The 16649-nt window shown below is 70.3% G+C and carries 15 protein-coding genes; 8 read left to right on the forward strand and 7 right to left on the reverse strand.

What is annotated here, in order from left to right; translation table 11 throughout:
• Positions 1 to 46 precede the first annotated feature (46 nt).
• The gene (recJ, locus tag ABD104_RS00655) at positions 47 to 1759 is read right to left on the reverse strand and encodes a single-stranded-DNA-specific exonuclease RecJ (RefSeq protein ID WP_343926999.1); all 1713 of its coding nucleotides are present in this window, start codon (positions 1757 to 1759) and stop codon (positions 47 to 49) included.
• Positions 1738 to 2820, reverse strand: coding sequence for a hypothetical protein (locus ABD104_RS00660; RefSeq protein WP_343927000.1), 1083 nt, complete (start codon positions 2818 to 2820; stop codon positions 1738 to 1740). Before ABD104_RS00660 ends, recJ begins: the two co-directional genes overlap by 22 nt.
• Before the next feature lie 109 nt (positions 2821 to 2929).
• Here ABD104_RS00660 and ABD104_RS00665 point away from each other — a divergent pair, with 109 nt between their 5' ends.
• From ABD104_RS00665 to ABD104_RS00690, 6 genes are all read left to right on the forward strand, one after another.
• Positions 2930 to 4198 carry a lipoprotein-releasing ABC transporter permease subunit gene (locus tag ABD104_RS00665; protein WP_165962978.1) on the forward strand — a complete coding sequence of 423 codons (1269 nt, stop codon included), beginning with the start codon at positions 2930 to 2932 and terminating at the stop codon, positions 4196 to 4198.
• Positions 4191 to 4886 (forward strand): ABC transporter ATP-binding protein, encoded by a 696-nt coding sequence (locus tag ABD104_RS00670; protein ID WP_087837426.1) that lies wholly within the window; start codon positions 4191 to 4193, stop codon positions 4884 to 4886. The genes ABD104_RS00665 and ABD104_RS00670 overlap by 8 nt, the downstream gene beginning before the upstream one ends.
• Positions 4887 to 4958: 72 nt before the next feature.
• Entirely contained in the window at positions 4959 to 5768 is an 810-nt protein-coding gene (locus ABD104_RS00675; RefSeq protein ID WP_279816463.1) for a TatD family hydrolase, read from the forward strand.
• 112 nt (positions 5769 to 5880) lie between these two features.
• Positions 5881 to 8280, forward strand: coding sequence for a DNA internalization-related competence protein ComEC/Rec2 (locus ABD104_RS00680; RefSeq protein WP_343927001.1), 2400 nt, complete (start codon positions 5881 to 5883; stop codon positions 8278 to 8280).
• Positions 8281 to 8326: 46 nt separating this feature from the next.
• A complete protein-coding gene (locus ABD104_RS00685; protein ID WP_087837423.1) occupies positions 8327 to 9223 on the forward strand; it encodes an alpha/beta fold hydrolase in 897 nt (298 codons plus the stop codon).
• Positions 9224 to 9283: 60 nt separating this feature from the next.
• On the forward strand, positions 9284 to 9631 hold the full coding sequence (locus ABD104_RS00690; RefSeq protein WP_087837422.1) for a RidA family protein: 348 nt from the start codon (positions 9284 to 9286) through the stop codon (positions 9629 to 9631).
• A 29-nt stretch (positions 9632 to 9660) separates the two neighbouring features.
• On the opposite strand, the gene ABD104_RS00695 is transcribed toward ABD104_RS00690, so the two are convergent.
• Positions 9661 to 10515: a M90 family metallopeptidase gene (locus ABD104_RS00695; protein ID WP_087837421.1), complete on the reverse strand. Its 855-nt coding sequence runs from the start codon at positions 10513 to 10515 to the stop codon at positions 9661 to 9663.
• Positions 10516 to 10631: 116 nt separating this feature from the next.
• Between ABD104_RS00695 and ABD104_RS00700 the strand changes: the two genes are divergently transcribed.
• Complete coding sequence (locus ABD104_RS00700; protein WP_371695235.1) at positions 10632 to 12833, forward strand: RelA/SpoT family protein; 2202 nt, start codon at positions 10632 to 10634, stop codon at positions 12831 to 12833.
• Between the two features lie 15 nt (positions 12834 to 12848).
• Here ABD104_RS00700 and ABD104_RS00705 read toward each other — a convergent pair whose 3' ends face one another.
• The 4 genes from ABD104_RS00705 to ompR are packed head-to-tail and all read right to left on the reverse strand — an operon-like array spanning position 12849 to position 16003.
• On the reverse strand, positions 12849 to 13286 hold the full coding sequence (locus ABD104_RS00705) for a gamma-glutamylcyclotransferase family protein (RefSeq protein WP_087837419.1): 438 nt from the start codon (positions 13284 to 13286) through the stop codon (positions 12849 to 12851).
• Between the two features lie 2 nt (positions 13287 to 13288).
• A complete protein-coding gene (locus ABD104_RS00710; protein WP_343927002.1) occupies positions 13289 to 13846 on the reverse strand; it encodes a redoxin domain-containing protein in 558 nt (185 codons plus the stop codon).
• Between the two features lie 49 nt (positions 13847 to 13895).
• Entirely contained in the window at positions 13896 to 15257 is a 1362-nt protein-coding gene (locus ABD104_RS00715; RefSeq protein WP_087837417.1) for an ATP-binding protein, read from the reverse strand.
• Between the two features lie 17 nt (positions 15258 to 15274).
• Entirely contained in the window at positions 15275 to 16003 is a 729-nt protein-coding gene (gene ompR, locus ABD104_RS00720) for an osmolarity response regulator transcription factor OmpR (protein WP_087779290.1), read from the reverse strand.
• A gap of 121 nt (positions 16004 to 16124) precedes the next feature.
• On the opposite strand from ompR, the gene ABD104_RS00725 reads away from it, so the two are divergent.
• Complete coding sequence (locus ABD104_RS00725) at positions 16125 to 16550, forward strand: hypothetical protein (RefSeq protein WP_343927003.1); 426 nt, start codon at positions 16125 to 16127, stop codon at positions 16548 to 16550.
• Positions 16551 to 16649: the final 99 nt, after the last annotated feature.

Raw genomic sequence — 16649 nt, forward strand, 5'->3', positions numbered from 1 at the left:
TATTTTAGCGTAGGCCGGACGCCCTTCGGCGGGGTGCGCCCGGCGTTCAGCGCGCCGTGTCCTGGCCGTGCTCGATCACCAGTTGCACGGACACCATGCCGTTCCAGTTGTTCAGCGCCAGGCGGTAGGCCAGGTCCACGGCGGGCGGCAGGGCGTCGGCGTGGCCGAACCAGATCGCGTCGAAGCGCTGGCCACCGCGTTCCAGCGCCAGCTTCAGGTGCTTTTCGCCCACCACCCGCTGGTTGCGGACGATGAAGGCGTCGACGAAGACGGGCGCCGGGAACCCGGAGCCCCAGACCTGCTGGTCGAGCAGGGTGGCGACCTCGGCATTGGCGTAGTCGGCCTCCAGCGAACCGTCGGTTTCCAGCGCCGGCTCGAAACGGCTGCGGCCCGTCAGTTCGCGCACGGCGGCGTCGAAGGCCGGCGCGAATGCCGCGAAGTCGGCCTCGTGCAGGGTCAGGCCGGCGGCCATGGCATGGCCGCCGAACTTGCGGATCAGGCTGGGGTAGCGCTTGGAGACGAGATCCAGCGCGTCGCGCAGGTGCACGTCGGGCACCGACCGGCCCGAGCCGCGCAGTTCGCCGTCGCCCGCGGGCGCGAAGGCCAGCGTCGGGCACCAGAAACGGTCCTTCAGGCGCGACGCCACCAGGCCCACCACGCCCTGGTGCCACGAGGCATCGAACACGCACAGGCTGGCGGCCGAGGCCGCGGGCAGCGCGTCCAGCGAGGCCAGCGCCTGGTCGCGCATGCCGGCCTCGATCTCGCGGCGTTCGCGGTTCATGGTGTCCAGCTCGCGCGCCAGTTTCAGGGCTTCGTCCTCGTCGTCGGTGACCAGGCAGCGTATGCCCAGGCTCATGTCGGCCAGGCGGCCGGCGGCATTGATGCGGGGGCCCAGGGCGAAGCCCAGGTCGAAGGTGCTGGCCTCGCGGGCCTGGCGGCCGCTTACCGCGAACAACGCGCGCAGGCCCGGCTGCATGCGGCCGGCGCGTATGCGCTTCAGGCCCTGCGCCACCAGCAGGCGGTTGTTGGCGTCCAGCCGGACCACGTCGGCCACGGTGCCCAGGGCCACGAGGTCGGTCAGGGCATCCAGCCTGGGGCCGCTGTCCCCGCCGAAGGCGCCGCGCTGGCGCAATTCCGCGCGCAGTGCCAGCAGCAGGTAGAAGATGACGCCGACCCCCGCCAGGTGCTTGGACGGGAAGCCGCAGCCGGGCTGGTTGGGGTTGACGATGGCCAGGGCCTCGGGCAGGACGTCGCCGGGCAGGTGGTGGTCGGTGATCAACACCTGCATGCCGGCGTCGCGGGCCGCCGCCACGCCGTCGATGCTGGCGATGCCGTTGTCGACGGTGATCAGGATGTCGGGCTTGCCGCCCGGGTGGGCGCAGGCCAGGTCGACCACCGCGGGCGACAGGCCGTAGCCGGTCTCGAAGCGGTTGGGCACCAGGAAGTCCACCACGGCGCCCATGGCGCGCAGGCCGCGCAGGCCGACGGCGCAGGCGGTGGCGCCGTCGCAGTCGTAGTCGGCCACGATCAGCAGCCGCTTGCGCGCGGCGATGGCATCGGCCAGCAGCGCGGCGGCGCGGCCGGCGTGGGTCAGCAGCGAGGGGGCCAGCATGGCCTGCCAGTCGGGCGCGGTTTCCTGCGGCGCGGCCACGCCGCGCGCCGCCCACAGGCGGGCCAGGAGGGGATGGATGCCGGCCTGTTCCAGGCGGCGCCGGGCCGCCGGGTCGGGCTGACGGGTCAGGATTCTTGGGGCAACCACCAGCGTTTCCAATCGTGTCGGGAGGAGGGCAGCCAGCGCAGCAGGGCGGGCCGGCGTTCCAGGGTCAGGGTGACCAGCCGTTCGCGCGCCGGCAGCACCAGTATCAGTTGCCGCAGGGCGCCGGCGCGCAGCGCCGCGTCGGCCGGGGCGAACCAGTCGCGCTCCAGCCGCGCGGCGGCGTCCAGCCAGCTGCGCCAGTCGTCGGTGCGCTCGGGCAGGGCCAGGTCGTCCAGTTCCACCAGCGCGCCGGGCCGGATCGCCGAGGCCGCATCGGCAGGGCGCTGCCAGGGCAGGCCGCCGCGTTCGGCCAGCGCGCGCAGCCAGGGCGCGCTGCCGGCCACCAGCGCGGGCCGGCCGGCGGGCCAGTCCGGTTGCCATGGCACCGCGCCGCCGTGCAGCCACAGGGTGTTGACCGGGACCTGCCCCCGCGCTTCGCGGGCGACGTTGACCGGCGACTCGTGCCAGTGCATCTGGATTTCGTTGATCAGCTTGCGCCAGGGCCGGGCCTCGGGCGTGCGCGGCCACCAGGCATCCAGCGCGGCGCCCGTCACGGCATCCGGCGTGCCGGTGTGCCGGGCCGCGCCCTGGGGCAGGTCCAGGCGCCAGCGGCGCGGATCGACGGCGCGGGCCGCCGCGCCATGCGCCTCCAGCGCGGGCTGCGCCGCGGCCAGCAGCGCGTCGCTCTCGGCCTGCGTCGTGCCCAGTTCGGTGGAGTCGGTCAGGACCAGGCCGTCGCGGCCGACCTGCACGTGGGCCAGGTCCGCCAGCCAGACGGGCCGGCCGTCTCGGGCATCGTCCACCAGCAAGGGCGCGAGCCCCGCGCCGATTCTGCCGTCCGCGGGCCGGTGGCCCGCGCGATGCAGCCACCAGTACTCGCGCGAGGTGCAGCCCGCCTCGAAGGGGTCGAAGTCCTGCTGGACGGGCCGCGCCGCGCCCAGCCACGAGACCAGCGTGCGCACGGCGGGCTGGTCCGCGAGCTGGCGCGCCAGTTCGGGCGCGATGGCGGCGTCGGTCAGCAGGCCGGGAAGCAGCAGGGTCAGGGCGGACGGCAAGGCGGGCACGGCGGCAGGATCCGGGTAGGAGGGCCCGCGGGCGGCGGGCCGAATGGCCGGTATTGTAGGGGGTGGGGCGGAGGCGGTGCCGGCCGCCGCCTTCTGCCATAATACGCGCGTGCTCAAGATACCCTACGAATTCTGGATAGGCTGGCGCTATACGCGCGCCGGCCGCGGGCGGCGACGCGATCGCTTCATTTCCTTCATTGCCGCCAGTTCCATGGCGGGCATAGGCCTGGGCGTGGCGGCGCTGATCATCGTGCTGTCCGTCATGAACGGCTTCCAGAAGGAGGTGCGCGACCGCATGCTGTCGGTGCTGCCGCACATCGAACTCTATCCGGTGGGGGGCGAGCGCGGCGCGGCGCTGGCCAACTGGCGCGAACTGACGGCGCTGGCCAGGAAGAATCCCGAAGTGCAGGCGGGGGCGCCCTACGTGGCGGCCCAGGCCATGATCGCCCGCGACCAGGTGCTGCGCGGCGTGCAGGTGCGCGGCATCGACCCCGAGGCCGAGCGCGACGTGTCCGACGTGGCCAAGAACATGGTGGCCGGTTCGCTGGACGACTTGAAGCCCGGCAGCTACGGCGTGGTGCTGGGGCGCGCGCTGGCGCAGGGCCTGGGCGTGGGGCTGGGCGATCCGATCCTGATGCTGGCCCCGCAGGGCTCGGTCACGCCCGCCGGTTTCACGCCCCGCATGCGGCAGTTCACCGTGGTGGGCGTGTTCGAGGCCGGCCACTACGAATACGACTCCAGCCTGGCGTTCGTGAACGTGGACGACGCCGCGCGGCTGTTTCGCGACAGCGGCATAGGCGGGGTGCGGCTGCGCATCGCCGACATGCAGAAGGCGCCGCAGGTGGCCCGCGACCTGGCGCAACTGCTGCCGCCGAACATCGCCGCCGCGGACTGGTCGCGCAACAACCGCACCTGGTTCGCCGCGGTGCAGACCGAAAAACGCATGATGTTCCTGATCCTGGCGCTGATCATCGCCGTGGCGGCCTTCAACCTGCTGTCCTCGCTGGTCATGGCGGTCAACGACAAGCAGGCGGACATCGCCATCCTGCGCACGCTGGGCGCCACCCCGGCCGAGATCGCCCGCATCTTCGTGGTGCAGGGGGCGCTGATCGGCGTCATCGGTACGCTGCTGGGCGTGGCGGGCGGCACGCTGATCGCCTACAACATCGACGTCATCGTGCCCGCCATCGAACATGCGCTGGGCATCCAGTTCCTGCCGCGCGACATCTACCTGATCACCGAGCTGCCGTCCGACCCGCGCCTGTCCGACATCGTCACCATAGGCGTGACGTCGCTGGTGCTGTCGTTCCTGGCCACCCTGTATCCCAGCTGGCGCGCCTCGCGCCTGCAACCGGCGGAGGTGCTGCGCCATGACTGATCGCCGCGTGGTGCTGGAAGGGCGGGGCATATCCAAGGTCTATGCCGAGGGCGGCGAACGCGTCACCGTGCTGCGCGGCGTGGACCTGCGGGTGCGCCAGGGCGAGATGGTGGCCCTGGTGGGGGCCTCGGGCTCGGGCAAGAGCACGCTGCTGCACGTGCTGGGGCTGCTGGACCAGCCCAGCGCCGGCGAGGTCCTGCTGGACGGTCAGGCGGCGGCCAGCTTCAATGAAAAGCAGCGCAGCCTGGCGCGCAACCGCAGCCTGGGCTTCGTCTACCAGTTCCATCATCTGCTGGCCGAGTTCTCGGCGCTGGACAACGTCGCGATGCCGCTGATCGTGCGCCGCATGGAACGCGCGCAGGCCCGGCGGGCCGCCGCGGCGATGCTCGAGCAGGTGGGGCTGGGCCAGCGGGCCAGCCATCATCCCGGCCAGTTGTCGGGCGGCGAGCGCCAGCGCGTGGCGCTGGCCCGCGCGCTGGTGACGCGGCCGCTGTGCGTGCTGGCCGACGAACCCACCGGCAACCTCGACCGCCACACGGCGCGCGAGGTATTCGGCCTGCTCAAGCGGCTGAACCAGGAACTGGACATGGCCTTCGTCATCGTGACGCACGATGCCGAACTGGCGGCGCTGGCCGACCGGCAGTTGAAGATGGCCGACGGCCTGCTGGCAGAGGAAGCCGCCGGCTAGGGCCTGTGCGAGGTTCCTTTTAGGTTTTAGGGTGAACAGGCCCTGGCACGGCGAAGACGGTAAAGTGGTCCGATGCTGATCGATACCCATTGTCATCTCGACGCGGCCGAGTTCGGCCGCGACCGTCCGGACGTTGCCATGCGGGCCCGCGCCGCCGGCGTGGCCGGCATCGTCATTCCGGCCGTGGCGCGCGACAATTTTTCCACCGTGCGCGACCTGGCCCATGCGATTCCGGGCGGTGCGTATGCGCTGGGAATCCATCCCATGTACGTGCGCCACGCCGCCGACGAGGACCTGGACCGCCTGCGCGACGCGGTGGCGCAGGCCATGGGCGATCCGCGCTTCGTCGCCGTGGGCGAGATCGGCCTGGACTTCTTCGTGCAGGACATCGCCCAGGGCGAACAGCGCGCGCGCCAGGAGCGCTTCTACCACGCGCAGCTCGCGCTGGCCGCCGAGTTCGGCCTGCCCGTGCTGCTGCACGTGCGCCGCTCGCAGGACGTGCTGCTGAAGTACCTGCGGCGCGTGGAAGTGCCGGGAGGCATCGCCCATGCCTTCAACGGCAGCCGGCAGCAAGCCGACCTGTTCGTCGCGCGCGGCTTCGCGCTGGGCCTGGGCGGGGAAATGACCTATGAGCGTTCGCGCAACATCCGCCGGCTGGCGGCCGGGATGGACCTGGCCGCGCTGGTGCTGGAAACCGACGCGCCCGACATACCGCCCGCCTGGCTGCCGCGCGACGACCGTCGCAACGAGCCCGGGGAGCTGCCGCGCATCGCGGCGGTGCTGGGCGAACTGCGCGGCCTGCCGGTGGCCGAGATCGCCGCGGCCACGTCGGCCAATGCGCGTCGCGTGCTGCCGCGCCTGAGCGGCGCGCTGGCGGCCTGAGCGCCGGCCGGGTGCGGCCCGGGCAGATTCATCATGGACAGATTCATCCCGGCAGGGGCTGCGTGGCGGCCCCGGCATGCCTACCATGCTGCCCTTGGGCCGGAGGAAGGGCATGCTGCGTTTCGCGTTGGTGGCGTTCGTGCTGGGCACCGCCTGGGTGCATGGACTGCCGGCGGTGCCGCCGGCCTGGGTCTCGGCGCTGGCGGGCGTGGCCGTGCCGGCAGCGTGCGCGGCGTGGGGGCGGGCGCGGCCAGGATGCCGGCGGCATCGCCGCGCGGCTGTCCTGCTCGCGGTCGCCGCTTTTGCCGCGGGGTCCGCGCTGGCGCTGGCGCGCATCGACCTGCGCTTGCAGGACGGCTTGTCGCCGGCGCAAGAGAACGTGCCGCTGGAGTTGGAGTACCTCGTCACCAGCCTGTCCACGGCGACCGCGGCCGGGCAGCGTTTCGAGGCGACGGTGCTGGATCCGCCGGCCGGCGTGCCCGGCCAGGTGCAACTATCGTGGTGGGGCCGGGCCGCGGAGGTCGTGCCCGGCGAACGCTGGCGCGGGACCGTGCTGCTCAGGCGGCCCCACGGCACGCTGAATCCGCATGGTTTCGACTACGAGGCCTATCTGTTCGAACACGGTATCCGCGCGACGGGGTCGGTGCGCGGCCAGCCGAGCTGGCTGGCGGACGATGCCTACGCCAGTTTCGATGTAGCGGTGCAACGTGCCCGCCACGTGTGCCGCGAGGCCTTGCGCCGGGCGCTGGAGGGCAAGCGTTACGGCGCCGTGCTGGCCGCCCTGGCGATGGGCGACCAGGCCGGCGTGGACCGGCGCGACTGGGACATCTTCAACCGCACCGGCATCACCCATCTGGTCTCCATCAGCGGCCTGCACGTGACGATGCTGGCCGCCCTGGCGGGGTGGGCGGTGCTGCAGGCGTGGAAGCGCTGCCGCTGGGACGGCATCCGGCTGCCCGAGCGGCATCCCGCCCAGGTGGCGGCGGCCGGCGCGGCCCTGGCGGTGGCATGGCTGTACTGTCTGCTGGCCGGATGGGGCGTGCCGGCCCGCCGGACCTTTTTCATGCTGGCCGTGGTGGCGGGCGCGGCGGCCTGGCGAGTCCCGGTGTCCGGCTCGCGGGTGCTGGCGCTGGCGGCGGCCCTGGTCTGCGCGCTGGATCCTTGGGCGACGCTGGCGGCCGGGTTCTGGCTGTCGTTCGGCGCGGTGGCGCTGCTGATCCTGTGTGGCGGGGGGCGCTGGCGGCAGCGCGACGGGCCTGCGCCGGCCAGCGCATGGCCGGCGCGGGTGGCCGCTTCGGTACGGGAAGGCGCCCGCGCGCAGGCTGCGCTGACCGTGGGCCTGCTGCCCGCCCTGGCGCTGCTGTTCCAGCAGGTGTCGCTGGTATCGCCGCTGGCCAATGCCGTGGCCATCCCGGTGGTCAGCCTGCTGGTCACGCCGCTCGCGCTGGCGGCGCTGGCGTTGTCTGTCGTGCCGGGGCTGGAGGAGTGGGGCGCCGCCACGGCCGCCGTCGCTCATGCGGTGTTCGAGGGCCTGATGGTGCCGTTGCAGTGGCTGGCCGATACCGAACTGGCGGCCGTCTCGCTGGCCGCGCCGCCCTGGCCGCTGTTCGTGCTGGCGCTGGCCGGGGTGGTATGGACCTTGCAGCCGCGCGGCCTGCCCGGCCGCTGGCTGGGGCTCGTGCTGCTGGTGCCCATGCTGGCCTATCGGCCCGCGCGTCCCGCGCCGGGCGAATGGCGCCTGGCGATGCTGGACGTGGGGCAGGGCACCGCGATCGTGGTGGAGACGGCCAGCGCGACGTTGCTGTACGACACCGGTCCGCCCTATGGCGACAAGGCCGATGCCGGTGGCAGGGTGGTCTGGCCCTATCTGCGGGCGCGGGGCATACGGCGGCTGGACGACGTGGTGGTATCGCACGCGGATGCGGACCATGCGGGCGGGCTGCGTTCGGTGCTGGCGGCCTTGCCCGCGGCGCGGGTGCATGCGTCCTACGATCTTGCGTCCGCGGACATCGGGCAGGCGGTTTTCTCGCGCTGCGCCGCCGGGCAGCGGTGGACGGTGGATGGCGTGGCGTTCGAGTTCCTGCACCCGGCCTCGCCCAGGGGCGAGGTACCGGCTCGCGCACGCAACGCGTACAGCTGCGTATTGCGGGTACGCGGTGCCCACCACGCGGCTTTGCTGGCGGGGGACATCGGCGCGGCCGAGGAAGCTGGCCTCGCGGCCGTCGAGGACCTTGCCGCCGATGTGGTGGCCGCGCCCCACCACGGTTCACGCGGATCGTCCAGCCCGGCGCTGGTCGCGGCCACGCGGGCCTCGCACGTCGTGGCCCAGGCGGGCTACCTGAACCGCTATCGCCATCCGCATCCCGACGCGGAACGGCGGTGGCGGCGCGCCGGCGCCGTGTTCCATCGCACCGACAGGCACGGCGCGCTCGTGTTCGTCTCGCGGCAGGAGGGGCTGCGGGTCGCGCGCGAGCGGGAATCCCGACGGCGCTATTGGCATACCGCACCGTGACGGCGGTGGCTACAATCCCGGGTCCGGCCCAGCAAGGAATGCCTTCATGAACCACGATGCCTCGCCCGATTCCCTCCAGCCCCGCCTGGAGTTCGTGACCTGCCTGAGCCCGGCGGGCCTGCATCGCATGGCGTACTGGGAATGGGGCGATCCGTCCAACGACCACGTGCTGGTCTGCGCGCACGGCCTGACCCGCTCGGGTCGCGATTTCGACGCGCTGGCGCGGCGCATGGCCGGCCGCTATCGCGTGGTCTGCCCGGACGTGGTGGGCCGTGGCCGCTCGGACTGGCTGTCCAATCCGGCCTATTACACCGTACCGCAATACGTGGCGGACATGATGCCGTTGCTGGCCCGCGTGCAGGCCGAGACCCTGCACTGGTTCGGAACCTCGCTGGGCGGCCTGATCGGCATGGCGCTGGCGGGCCTGGAGGCGTCCCCCATCGACAAGCTGGTGCTGAACGACGTGGGGCCGCACCTGGATCCCGCCGCGCTGGCGCGCATCGCGCAGTACGTGGGCAAGGCGCCGGCCTTCGGCAGCTTCGAGGAGGCGCGGGCCTACGTGAGCACGGTATCGGCCTCGTTCGGTCCGCATACCCAGGAACAGTGGGACGAACTGACCCGGCACGTGGTGCGGCAGGTCGACGGTCCGGCCGGGCCCTGGACCATGCACTACGATCCCGCCATCGCCGAGGCCTTCGCGGCCATGGATCCCGCCACGGCCATCGCGGCCGAGGCGGCGCTGTGGCACGTCTACACCAACATAGAATGTCCCATCCTGATCGTGCGCGGCGAACATTCCGACCTGCTCACCCAGGATACCGTGGCGGCGATGCTGGCCCGCAATCCCCATGCGCGGCGCGTCGACGTCGCCGGCGTCGGGCATGCGCCCACCTTCATGACGTCCGCCCAACTGGACCTGGTGGACGGTTTCCTGCGCGACTAGCGGCCATCGCCGCCTGCTATGCTTGCGGCTCCGAATCTGCCCCACAAAGAGGAAAACATCATGAGCATCGAGCGTTTCAGTGTCGGCAAGCGCATGTCCGAAATGGTCGTGCACGGCGGCGTGGCCTACCTGGCCGGCCAGGTGGCCGAGGATCCCTCGAAGGATCCGGCGGACCAGACCCGCCAGGTGCTGGCCGCCATCGACAAGCTGCTGGCCGCCGCCGGCACCGACAAGACCCGCATCCTGCGCGCACAGATCTTCCTGGCCGACATCGCCGACTTCGCCGCGATGAACTCGGTCTGGGACGCCTGGGTGCCTGCCGGCCACACGCCCGCCCGCGCCACGGTCGAGGCCAAGCTGGCCGCGCCTGAATACAAGGTCGAGATCGTCGTCACCGCCGCGGTCTGATCCCGGTCCGCCGGCCGCCCGCCGTCCGCTCAGCGGGGCAGCGCGGGCCCGGCGCCCAGCGGGTCCTGCCGGTAGTACTGCGACAGCAGCGCATACCATTCGGGCATCGCGCGCCACAGCGGCTCGGGATGCACGAAGAAGGCCTCGGAACTGACGGCGAAGAACTCGGCCTCGTCCGTGGCCGCGTACGGATCCAGCGGCAGCTGCGCATACCAGTGGTCCGCTTCCTCGGATTCCGGATCCACGTCGGCCGGGATGGCCGCCTCGATTTCCTCCAGCCGGGCCAGCAGCGCGTCGTAGCTGCGCTCCAGCACGCTGCGCCACAGCCTGGGCCGTATGCCGGCATGCGCGTGCAGGCTGGGCATGCCGTCGGCCTGGCCGTATTGCAGGTCGAGCTTGTGGGCGAATTCGTGGATGACCACGTTGAAGCCCGCCGGCCGTTCGAGGCCGGGACTGGCATCCTCCCAGGACAGCACGATGGGACCGCCGTCCCAGGCTTCGCCGGCGGCTTCCTCGACATATTCGTGCACCACGCCGTCCTCGTCCACGTCGGAGCGGGGGATCAGGAATCCGCCCGGATAGACGATGACCTCGGACCATCCCTCGTACAGGCCCGGATCCAGGTACAGGATGGGCAGGCAGGCCTGTACCGCGATGGACAGGCGGATCTCGTCGGTCAGGACCTGGCCGGCCGCGCCGGTCATGGTCTTGCTGGCCAGGAACCACGCGGCCCGCTCCCGCAGCGTGTCGCGTTCGTCCTCGGTCAGGCGCGCGAGGAATGCATGCGAGGCCAGCGTTTGGGTCCATAATTCCGGATTGATGCGAGCCTGCATCTGCGCCACGCGGTGCTTCGATGCGCCGCGGGCAAACAGCCATCCCAACATACAATGAACTTCCCTGGTGGATAAGCGACTAGAGTACCGTGCCGGCGGCCAGGAAGGGCCGGCATCGCCCCAAGTGTAAGACCATGAACTCATCCGCTCCCGAGACTTCCGCGAACCTGTCGGCGACCTTCGGCCCCGACTGGCAACAGGCGGCCAATGCCGGCCTGTCGGAGGCGGCGCGACTGGACTTGCGCAAGGCGCTCGAATGGTCGTTTCCCCGCTATGCGCGCGAGCCGGCCGTGCCCGAGGGCGAGGGCTGGGCCGAGCACGCGGCGGGCGTGGTCGCGATCCTGGCGGGACTCCAGGTGGATGGCCATACCCGCATGGCGGCGCTGCTGGCGATCGCCGTGGGCGACCGCGACGTCAGCGCCAATCCGCACAAGGATCCGGTCACGCTGCAGTTCGGTCCCGAGATCGGCAAGCTGGTGCATGGCTATCGCGCCCTGATCCGCCTGGGCCAAGTCACCCGCGACGCCAGCGATGCGTCGGCCGGCAGCGGCGCGCAGGCCGAGATGCTGCGCAAGATGCTGCTGGCCATGGCGGCCGACCTGCGCATCGTCCTGATGCGGCTGGCGTCGCGCCTGCAAACCCTGCGCTGGCACGCCCAGCACAAGGTGCCGCTGCCCGAGGCGCTGTCGCGCGAGACGCTGGAACTCTACGCGCCCCTGGCCAACCGCCTGGGCATCTGGCAGGTCAAGTGGGAAATGGAGGACCTGGCCTTCCGGTTCCTGGAGCCGGTCCGCTACAAGGAAATCGCCCACCTGCTCGAGGAAAAGCGCGCCGAACGCGAAGCCTTCATCGCCGACGCCATCGCCCGGGTGCGCCAGGCATTGGCAAGCGCGGGCATCGAGGCCGACGTCACCGGCCGGCCCAAGCACATCTACAGCATCTGGAACAAGATGCGCAACCGGCGCCTGGATTTCGCCGGTTTGTACGACCTGCGCGCGCTGCGCATCATCGTCGAGGACATCCGTACCTGCTACACGGTGCTGGGGCTGGTGCACCACCTGTGGACGCCCGTTCCCGACGAGTTCGACGACTACATCTCGCGGCCCAAGCCCAATGGCTACCGGTCGCTGCACACGGTGGTCTACGACCATGACGGACGGCCTTTCGAGGTGCAGATCCGCACGCGCGAGATGCACCAGTTCGCCGAATTCGGGATGGCGGCGCATTGGCGCTACAAGGAAGCGGGCGCCAAGGGCGGGCAGGTCAGCGCCGATTCGGAATACGATCGCAAGCTCAGCTGGATACGTCAATTGCTGGCCTGGAAGGCCGATGTCCAGGTCGACGACCAGATAGGCCAGGCCGCTCTCGACACGCTGGTCGACAACATCTACGTGTTGACGCCGCAGGCGCGGGTGATAGAGCTGCCGCCGGGCGCGACGCCGGTGGACTTCGCCTACCAGGTCCATACCGATCTCGGGCATCGCTGTCGCGGCGCGCGGGTGGACGGGGTCATGGTGCCGCTCAACACCCGCCTGGCCACCGGCCAGACGGTGGAGATCATCGCGACCAAGTCCGGTGGCCCGTCGCGCGACTGGCTCAATCCCCAGCTGAACTATCTGGCCAGCCAGCGTTCGCGTGCCAAGGTGCGCGCCTGGTTCAACGCCATCGACATCCAGGAGCGCATTGCCCAGGGCCAGGGCATGCTGGAAAAGGAATTGCAGCGCCTGGGCAAGACCGCGACCAACCTCGAATCGCTGGCCCAGCAACTGGGCTTCGCGTGCACCGAGGACCTGTACGTCGCGCTGGCCAAGGACGAATTCAGCCTGCGGCACGTCGCGGCTGCCTTCGAGGCGCCGCCGCCCGACGCCGGCCCCGACCTGTCCGCACTCACGCGCGACAGCCGGCCGGAAAGCGCGGTCCATGCGGGCAAGAGCGGCGTGCTGGTGGTTGGCGTGGATGCGCTGCTGACGCAGCTGGCCAAGTGCTGCAGGCCGGCGCCGCCCGACCTCATCTCGGGCTTCGTGACGCGCGGCAGGGGAGTCTCCATCCACCGCTGCGATTGCAAGAGCTTCCGCTCGCTGGCCGCGCGCGAGCCCGAGCGCGTCATCGACGTGACCTGGGGCGATACGCGCGACGCGGTGTATCCGGTGGACATCGTCGTGCTGGCGAACGACCGCCACGGACTCCTGCGCGATATCTCGGAAGTCTTCGCACGCCAGCGCATCAACGTCATCGGCGTCAACACGCAAAGCCGGCAGGGAATCGCCCGCATGGTCTTCACCGCCGAGGTCGGCAACGGCGAGCACCTGGTGCGGGCGCTGGCGGGCATACGCGAAGTACCCGGCGTCCTGGAAGCCGACCGGCGCTGACCTTGCGGCCGGGGCTCAGCCCGCGGCCTGCCGGATCCTGTCCGCGCGCCCCGTGTCGCGCGCCAGGCGGTACGCGACCCAGTCGTCATGGTCGATGGGGACGGCGCCCCCCATCAGGCGCGGTTCGATCGGATAGTAGTGGCAGCACAGCGCCTGTCCCGCCACCTGAAGATCCACCGGGCGGCGCACGAACAGCGAACCGCCGTCCGGATCGTATTCCTCGACCGCGTCCATGGCCGCCAGCAGCGGGTCGTCCACCACGTAGACCTCGCCCAGTATCCGCGCATCGCCGTCCTCGACCAGTCCCGGCCAGTCGCCGAAATCGACCAGGCGGCCGCGCACGCGCGCCTCGCCCAGCAGCAGGGGCGGGGACAGCATCAATCGGCGCGCCAGGCGCTCGATGTCGTTGATCTCGCCGCGACGCAGCGTGCCGTAGACGAATACGTGCGGCATGTTCAGGATTTTTTCGAGGGCGGGTCGCCGACGGGGCGGTTCGCGGGGCAGAACTGGCCGGTCAGCAGGGCGTCGAGCACCCGCAGCGTTTCTTCCGGGCAGCGGCCGACCTTGAGGTTGTTCACCGACACGTGCTGGATGGTGTTGTCCGGATCGACGATGAAGGTGGCGCGCAGCGCCACGCCCTCGTTGCGGTCCCGGATGCCCAGTTGATCCGCCAGCGCGCCCGCGCTGTCGGCGAATTGGTAGTGGTTCAGGTTCGCCAGCGCGGGCACCGCGCGGCGCCACGCCAGCTTGGCGTACTCATTGTCGACGGATCCGCCCATCAGCACGGCGCCGCGTTGTGCCAGGGGCTCGGCCAGTGCCGCGTAGCCCTCGATCTCGGTGGCGCAGATGTCGGAGAAATCCTTGGGAGTGAAATAGATGACCTTCCACTTGCCTGGAAACGAGGTTTCGCTCAGGGTCTCGAAGGCCGAGGCGCCGTTTTCCTCGGCTTGGTTGAAGCCTGGCTTGACGCCATGCACCTTGAAAGGTTCGAGCTTGGCTCCGATGGTTTTCATGCACGCTCCTCGGACAGCGCCGGCTCCGCGCGCCGATGGCCGATGCCGCCTACTTGGCGTCGGCCGATTTCTGCGAGGAGGCCGGCAGGGTGATGCGGGCGGTCAGGCCCCCGCCATCCCGGTTCAGGAGGTTTAGGGTACCACCTGCGCGTTGCAGCAGCCGCTTGACGATGGCCAGGCCCAGTCCGGCGCCGCCGGCGTTGGTGCGTGCATCGGAGCCCCGGGTGAACGGGCGCGTGAGCCGGGGCACGTCCTCGGCCTTGACGCCGGGGCCGTGGTCGGACACGTCGATCAGGACGTTGGCGCCCTGGCTGCTGACGGTCAGGTCGATGTGGGGCGCTTCGCCCGGCTTGTGGCCGTAGCGCCGCGCGTTCTCGAGCAGGTTGCCCACGACCCGCTGCAGGTCGGCGGCGGCGATGCGAGCCCACAGGTTGGGCGTGATCGTGACCTGCAGCGAGCCGCCCAGCGTCTCGGTATGGCTGCATTCGCGCTCGACCATCTCGGAGACGAGCTCGGAAATGTTGGTGTTGCGGTCGGGGGCGCTGGCCGGGCGGGCGTATTCCATGAACTGCCCGATGGTGCGGTCGATCTGGGCAAGATCCTCGTCCACGGCGTCGCGGCTGGCTTCGGAGACCCCGCTCAGCTCGATTTCCAGCCGCAGCCGGGCCAGCGGGGTGCGCAGGTCGTGCGAGATGCCCGCCAGCATCAGCGCGCGATCCGCCTCGGCGCGGTCCAGTTCCTCGACCATGCGGTTGAAGTTGGTGTTGACCCGCCGGATTTCCTCGGGACCGCTCTCCGGCAGCGGCGGCGGGGTTTCGCCGCGCGACAGGGCCAGCGTGGCGCGCGACAGGCGCGACAGGGGCCGGTTGACGAAGCCGACGATGACCGCCGCGCCCAGCAGCGACAGCAGCAGGGCGGCCGCGCCCCAGCCCAGCCACTCGACCCCGGGCACGCGTTCGGCCCGGTCGCGTTCGACCACCATCCAGTAGTCGTCATCGTCTATGGAAAAACTGACCCAAAGGCCGGGGATGCGGTTGACTTCCCAGGCCACGACGGTTTCGGGCCCCAGGCGATCGATCACCTGTTCTTCGACCCGCTGCAGGACCTGGCGGTCGGGCAGGCGGACGGTGATGTCATCCTTTTCGTGCGGGTAGATCTGGATGCCTTCGTTGGTGGCCAGATCGAGCAGCAGGTAGCGGCGCTCCTGCGGCGCGGAGTGGATCAGCGCGGCGCGCGTGATGTTGACGACGGTGACGATCTGCTGGGCCACCTGCTGCGCGCGCGGTTCGACCTCCATGCTGCGGAAGGCCTGGAGCCACGCTGCCAGGCTTGCCGTCATCAGGACGGTGAGCAAAAGGAAGGTCCGGCTGAACAGACCCAGCCTGGACGCGACGCGCAGGGCGACCGACATGAATGCCTACGAGCGGATCAACTGCCCCCATCGGGTACGAATACGTAGCCGAGGCCCCATACCGTCTGGATGAATACAGGTTTGGCCGGATCGGGTTCGATCAGCTTGCGCAGTCGGGAGATCTGCACGTCCAGGCTGCGATCGAAGGCTTCGTATTCCCGGCCGCGCGCCAGTTCCATCAGCTTGTCCCGCGACAGCGGGATCTTGGGATGGCGGGCGAAGACCTTGAGCACGGAGAATTCGCCCGTGGTCAGCGCCACCGGCTCGTTGTCGCGCGTGAGGGTGCGGGTCGCCAGGTTCAGCACATAGGGGCCGAACGTAACCGATTCATTGTCCTGGCTGGGCGCGCCCGGATGCTCTTCGGGGCCCCGGCGGCGCAGCACCGCGTTGACGCGGGCCAGCAGTTCCCGGGGGTTGAAGGGCTTGGGCAGGTAGTCGTCCGCGCCCATCTCCAGCCCGACGATGCGGTCGACGTCCTCGGCCTTGGCCGTCAGCATGATGATGGGGGTGCTGTCGCGGGCGCCGCGCAGGCGGCGACAGATCGACAGGCCATCCTCGCCCGGCAGCATCAGGTCGAGCACGAGCAGGTCGAAACGCTCGCGCTGCCAGAGCTTGTTCATGGTCTGGGCGTTTTCCGCGACCCAGACGGAGAAACCTTGCTCGGCGAGGTAGCGGCGCAGCAGATCGCGCAGCCGCACGTCGTCGTCGACGACGAGGATTTTCTTGGGGGCGTTGGCTAGTGACATGGCGCGAATGTAACGGAGGAGTTTGTATCAATCCAGCGAGGGACATTGGTTGTTACATAAATGCCCGTTTGGTCACGCAGGCATCTATGACGCTGTCATGGGTACATCGTATGATTGAAACGTGAACAAAGTATTCGACTCCACTCGTACGGCAGGCTCCAGCGCAGCGATCATGCTGGGTGGGCTGTTCGTGATGATAACGGTATTGGCCGGTGGCGCGGCGATCGGCCAGGTCAGGGATCCTCGTGCACCGCTCTCCCGCGCCGAGGCCGCTCGCCCCGCGCCTCCCGTCGCCGGCGGGCTGGCTGTCCAGGTCGAAAGCGCGGTTTCACAGGCCGATGCGCAGGCCAACACGGCGGCCGCGCCGCAATCCGGGCATTCCGGCGTGATCCGCGCCGCCATGGACCCCTGGGCCGGGCCGGTCAGTCCGGACGAGCGGCGGGTGGGGCCGCGCAAACTCTCTTCCGAGGAACGCGTCCTGCTGCGGCAGGAAATCCGCCGCGCCAGCGAGGAAGTGTACGAGCCCTATCGCAAGCACAAGCACTGAAAACCGGGAGGTCATCCCGGTATTTCCTCCCGTCTGGTCTTACAATCGCAGCCCATGTCGCTGCATATCCTTTCTCTAGAAACTTCCTCCGCCTGGTGC

Source organism: Pigmentiphaga daeguensis, from assembly GCF_039523035.1.
Taxonomy (GTDB): domain Bacteria; phylum Pseudomonadota; class Gammaproteobacteria; order Burkholderiales; family Burkholderiaceae_B; genus Pigmentiphaga; species Pigmentiphaga daeguensis.

Excerpts from the sequence above, each read along its gene's own strand:
- ABD104_RS00685 (WP_087837423.1), top strand. The coding sequence starts at position 8,327 with ATGAACCACGATGCCTCGCCCGATTCCCTCCAGCCCCGCCTGGAGTTC.
- ABD104_RS00690 (WP_087837422.1), top strand. The coding sequence starts at position 9,284 with ATGAGCATCGAGCGTTTCAGTGTCGGCAAGCGCATGTCCGAAATGGTC.
- ABD104_RS00670 (WP_087837426.1), top strand. The coding sequence starts at position 4,191 with ATGACTGATCGCCGCGTGGTGCTGGAAGGGCGGGGCATATCCAAGGTC.
- ABD104_RS00695 (WP_087837421.1), bottom strand. The coding sequence starts at position 10,515 with ATGTTGGGATGGCTGTTTGCCCGCGGCGCATCGAAGCACCGCGTGGCG.
- ompR (WP_087779290.1), bottom strand. The coding sequence starts at position 16,003 with ATGTCACTAGCCAACGCCCCCAAGAAAATCCTCGTCGTCGACGACGAC.
- ABD104_RS00680 (WP_343927001.1), top strand. The coding sequence starts at position 5,881 with ATGCTGCGTTTCGCGTTGGTGGCGTTCGTGCTGGGCACCGCCTGGGTG.
- ABD104_RS00710 (WP_343927002.1), bottom strand. The coding sequence starts at position 13,846 with ATGAAAACCATCGGAGCCAAGCTCGAACCTTTCAAGGTGCATGGCGTC.
- ABD104_RS00715 (WP_087837417.1), bottom strand. The coding sequence starts at position 15,257 with ATGTCGGTCGCCCTGCGCGTCGCGTCCAGGCTGGGTCTGTTCAGCCGG.
- ABD104_RS00675 (WP_279816463.1), top strand. The coding sequence starts at position 4,959 with ATGCTGATCGATACCCATTGTCATCTCGACGCGGCCGAGTTCGGCCGC.
- ABD104_RS00705 (WP_087837419.1), bottom strand. The coding sequence starts at position 13,286 with ATGCCGCACGTATTCGTCTACGGCACGCTGCGTCGCGGCGAGATCAAC.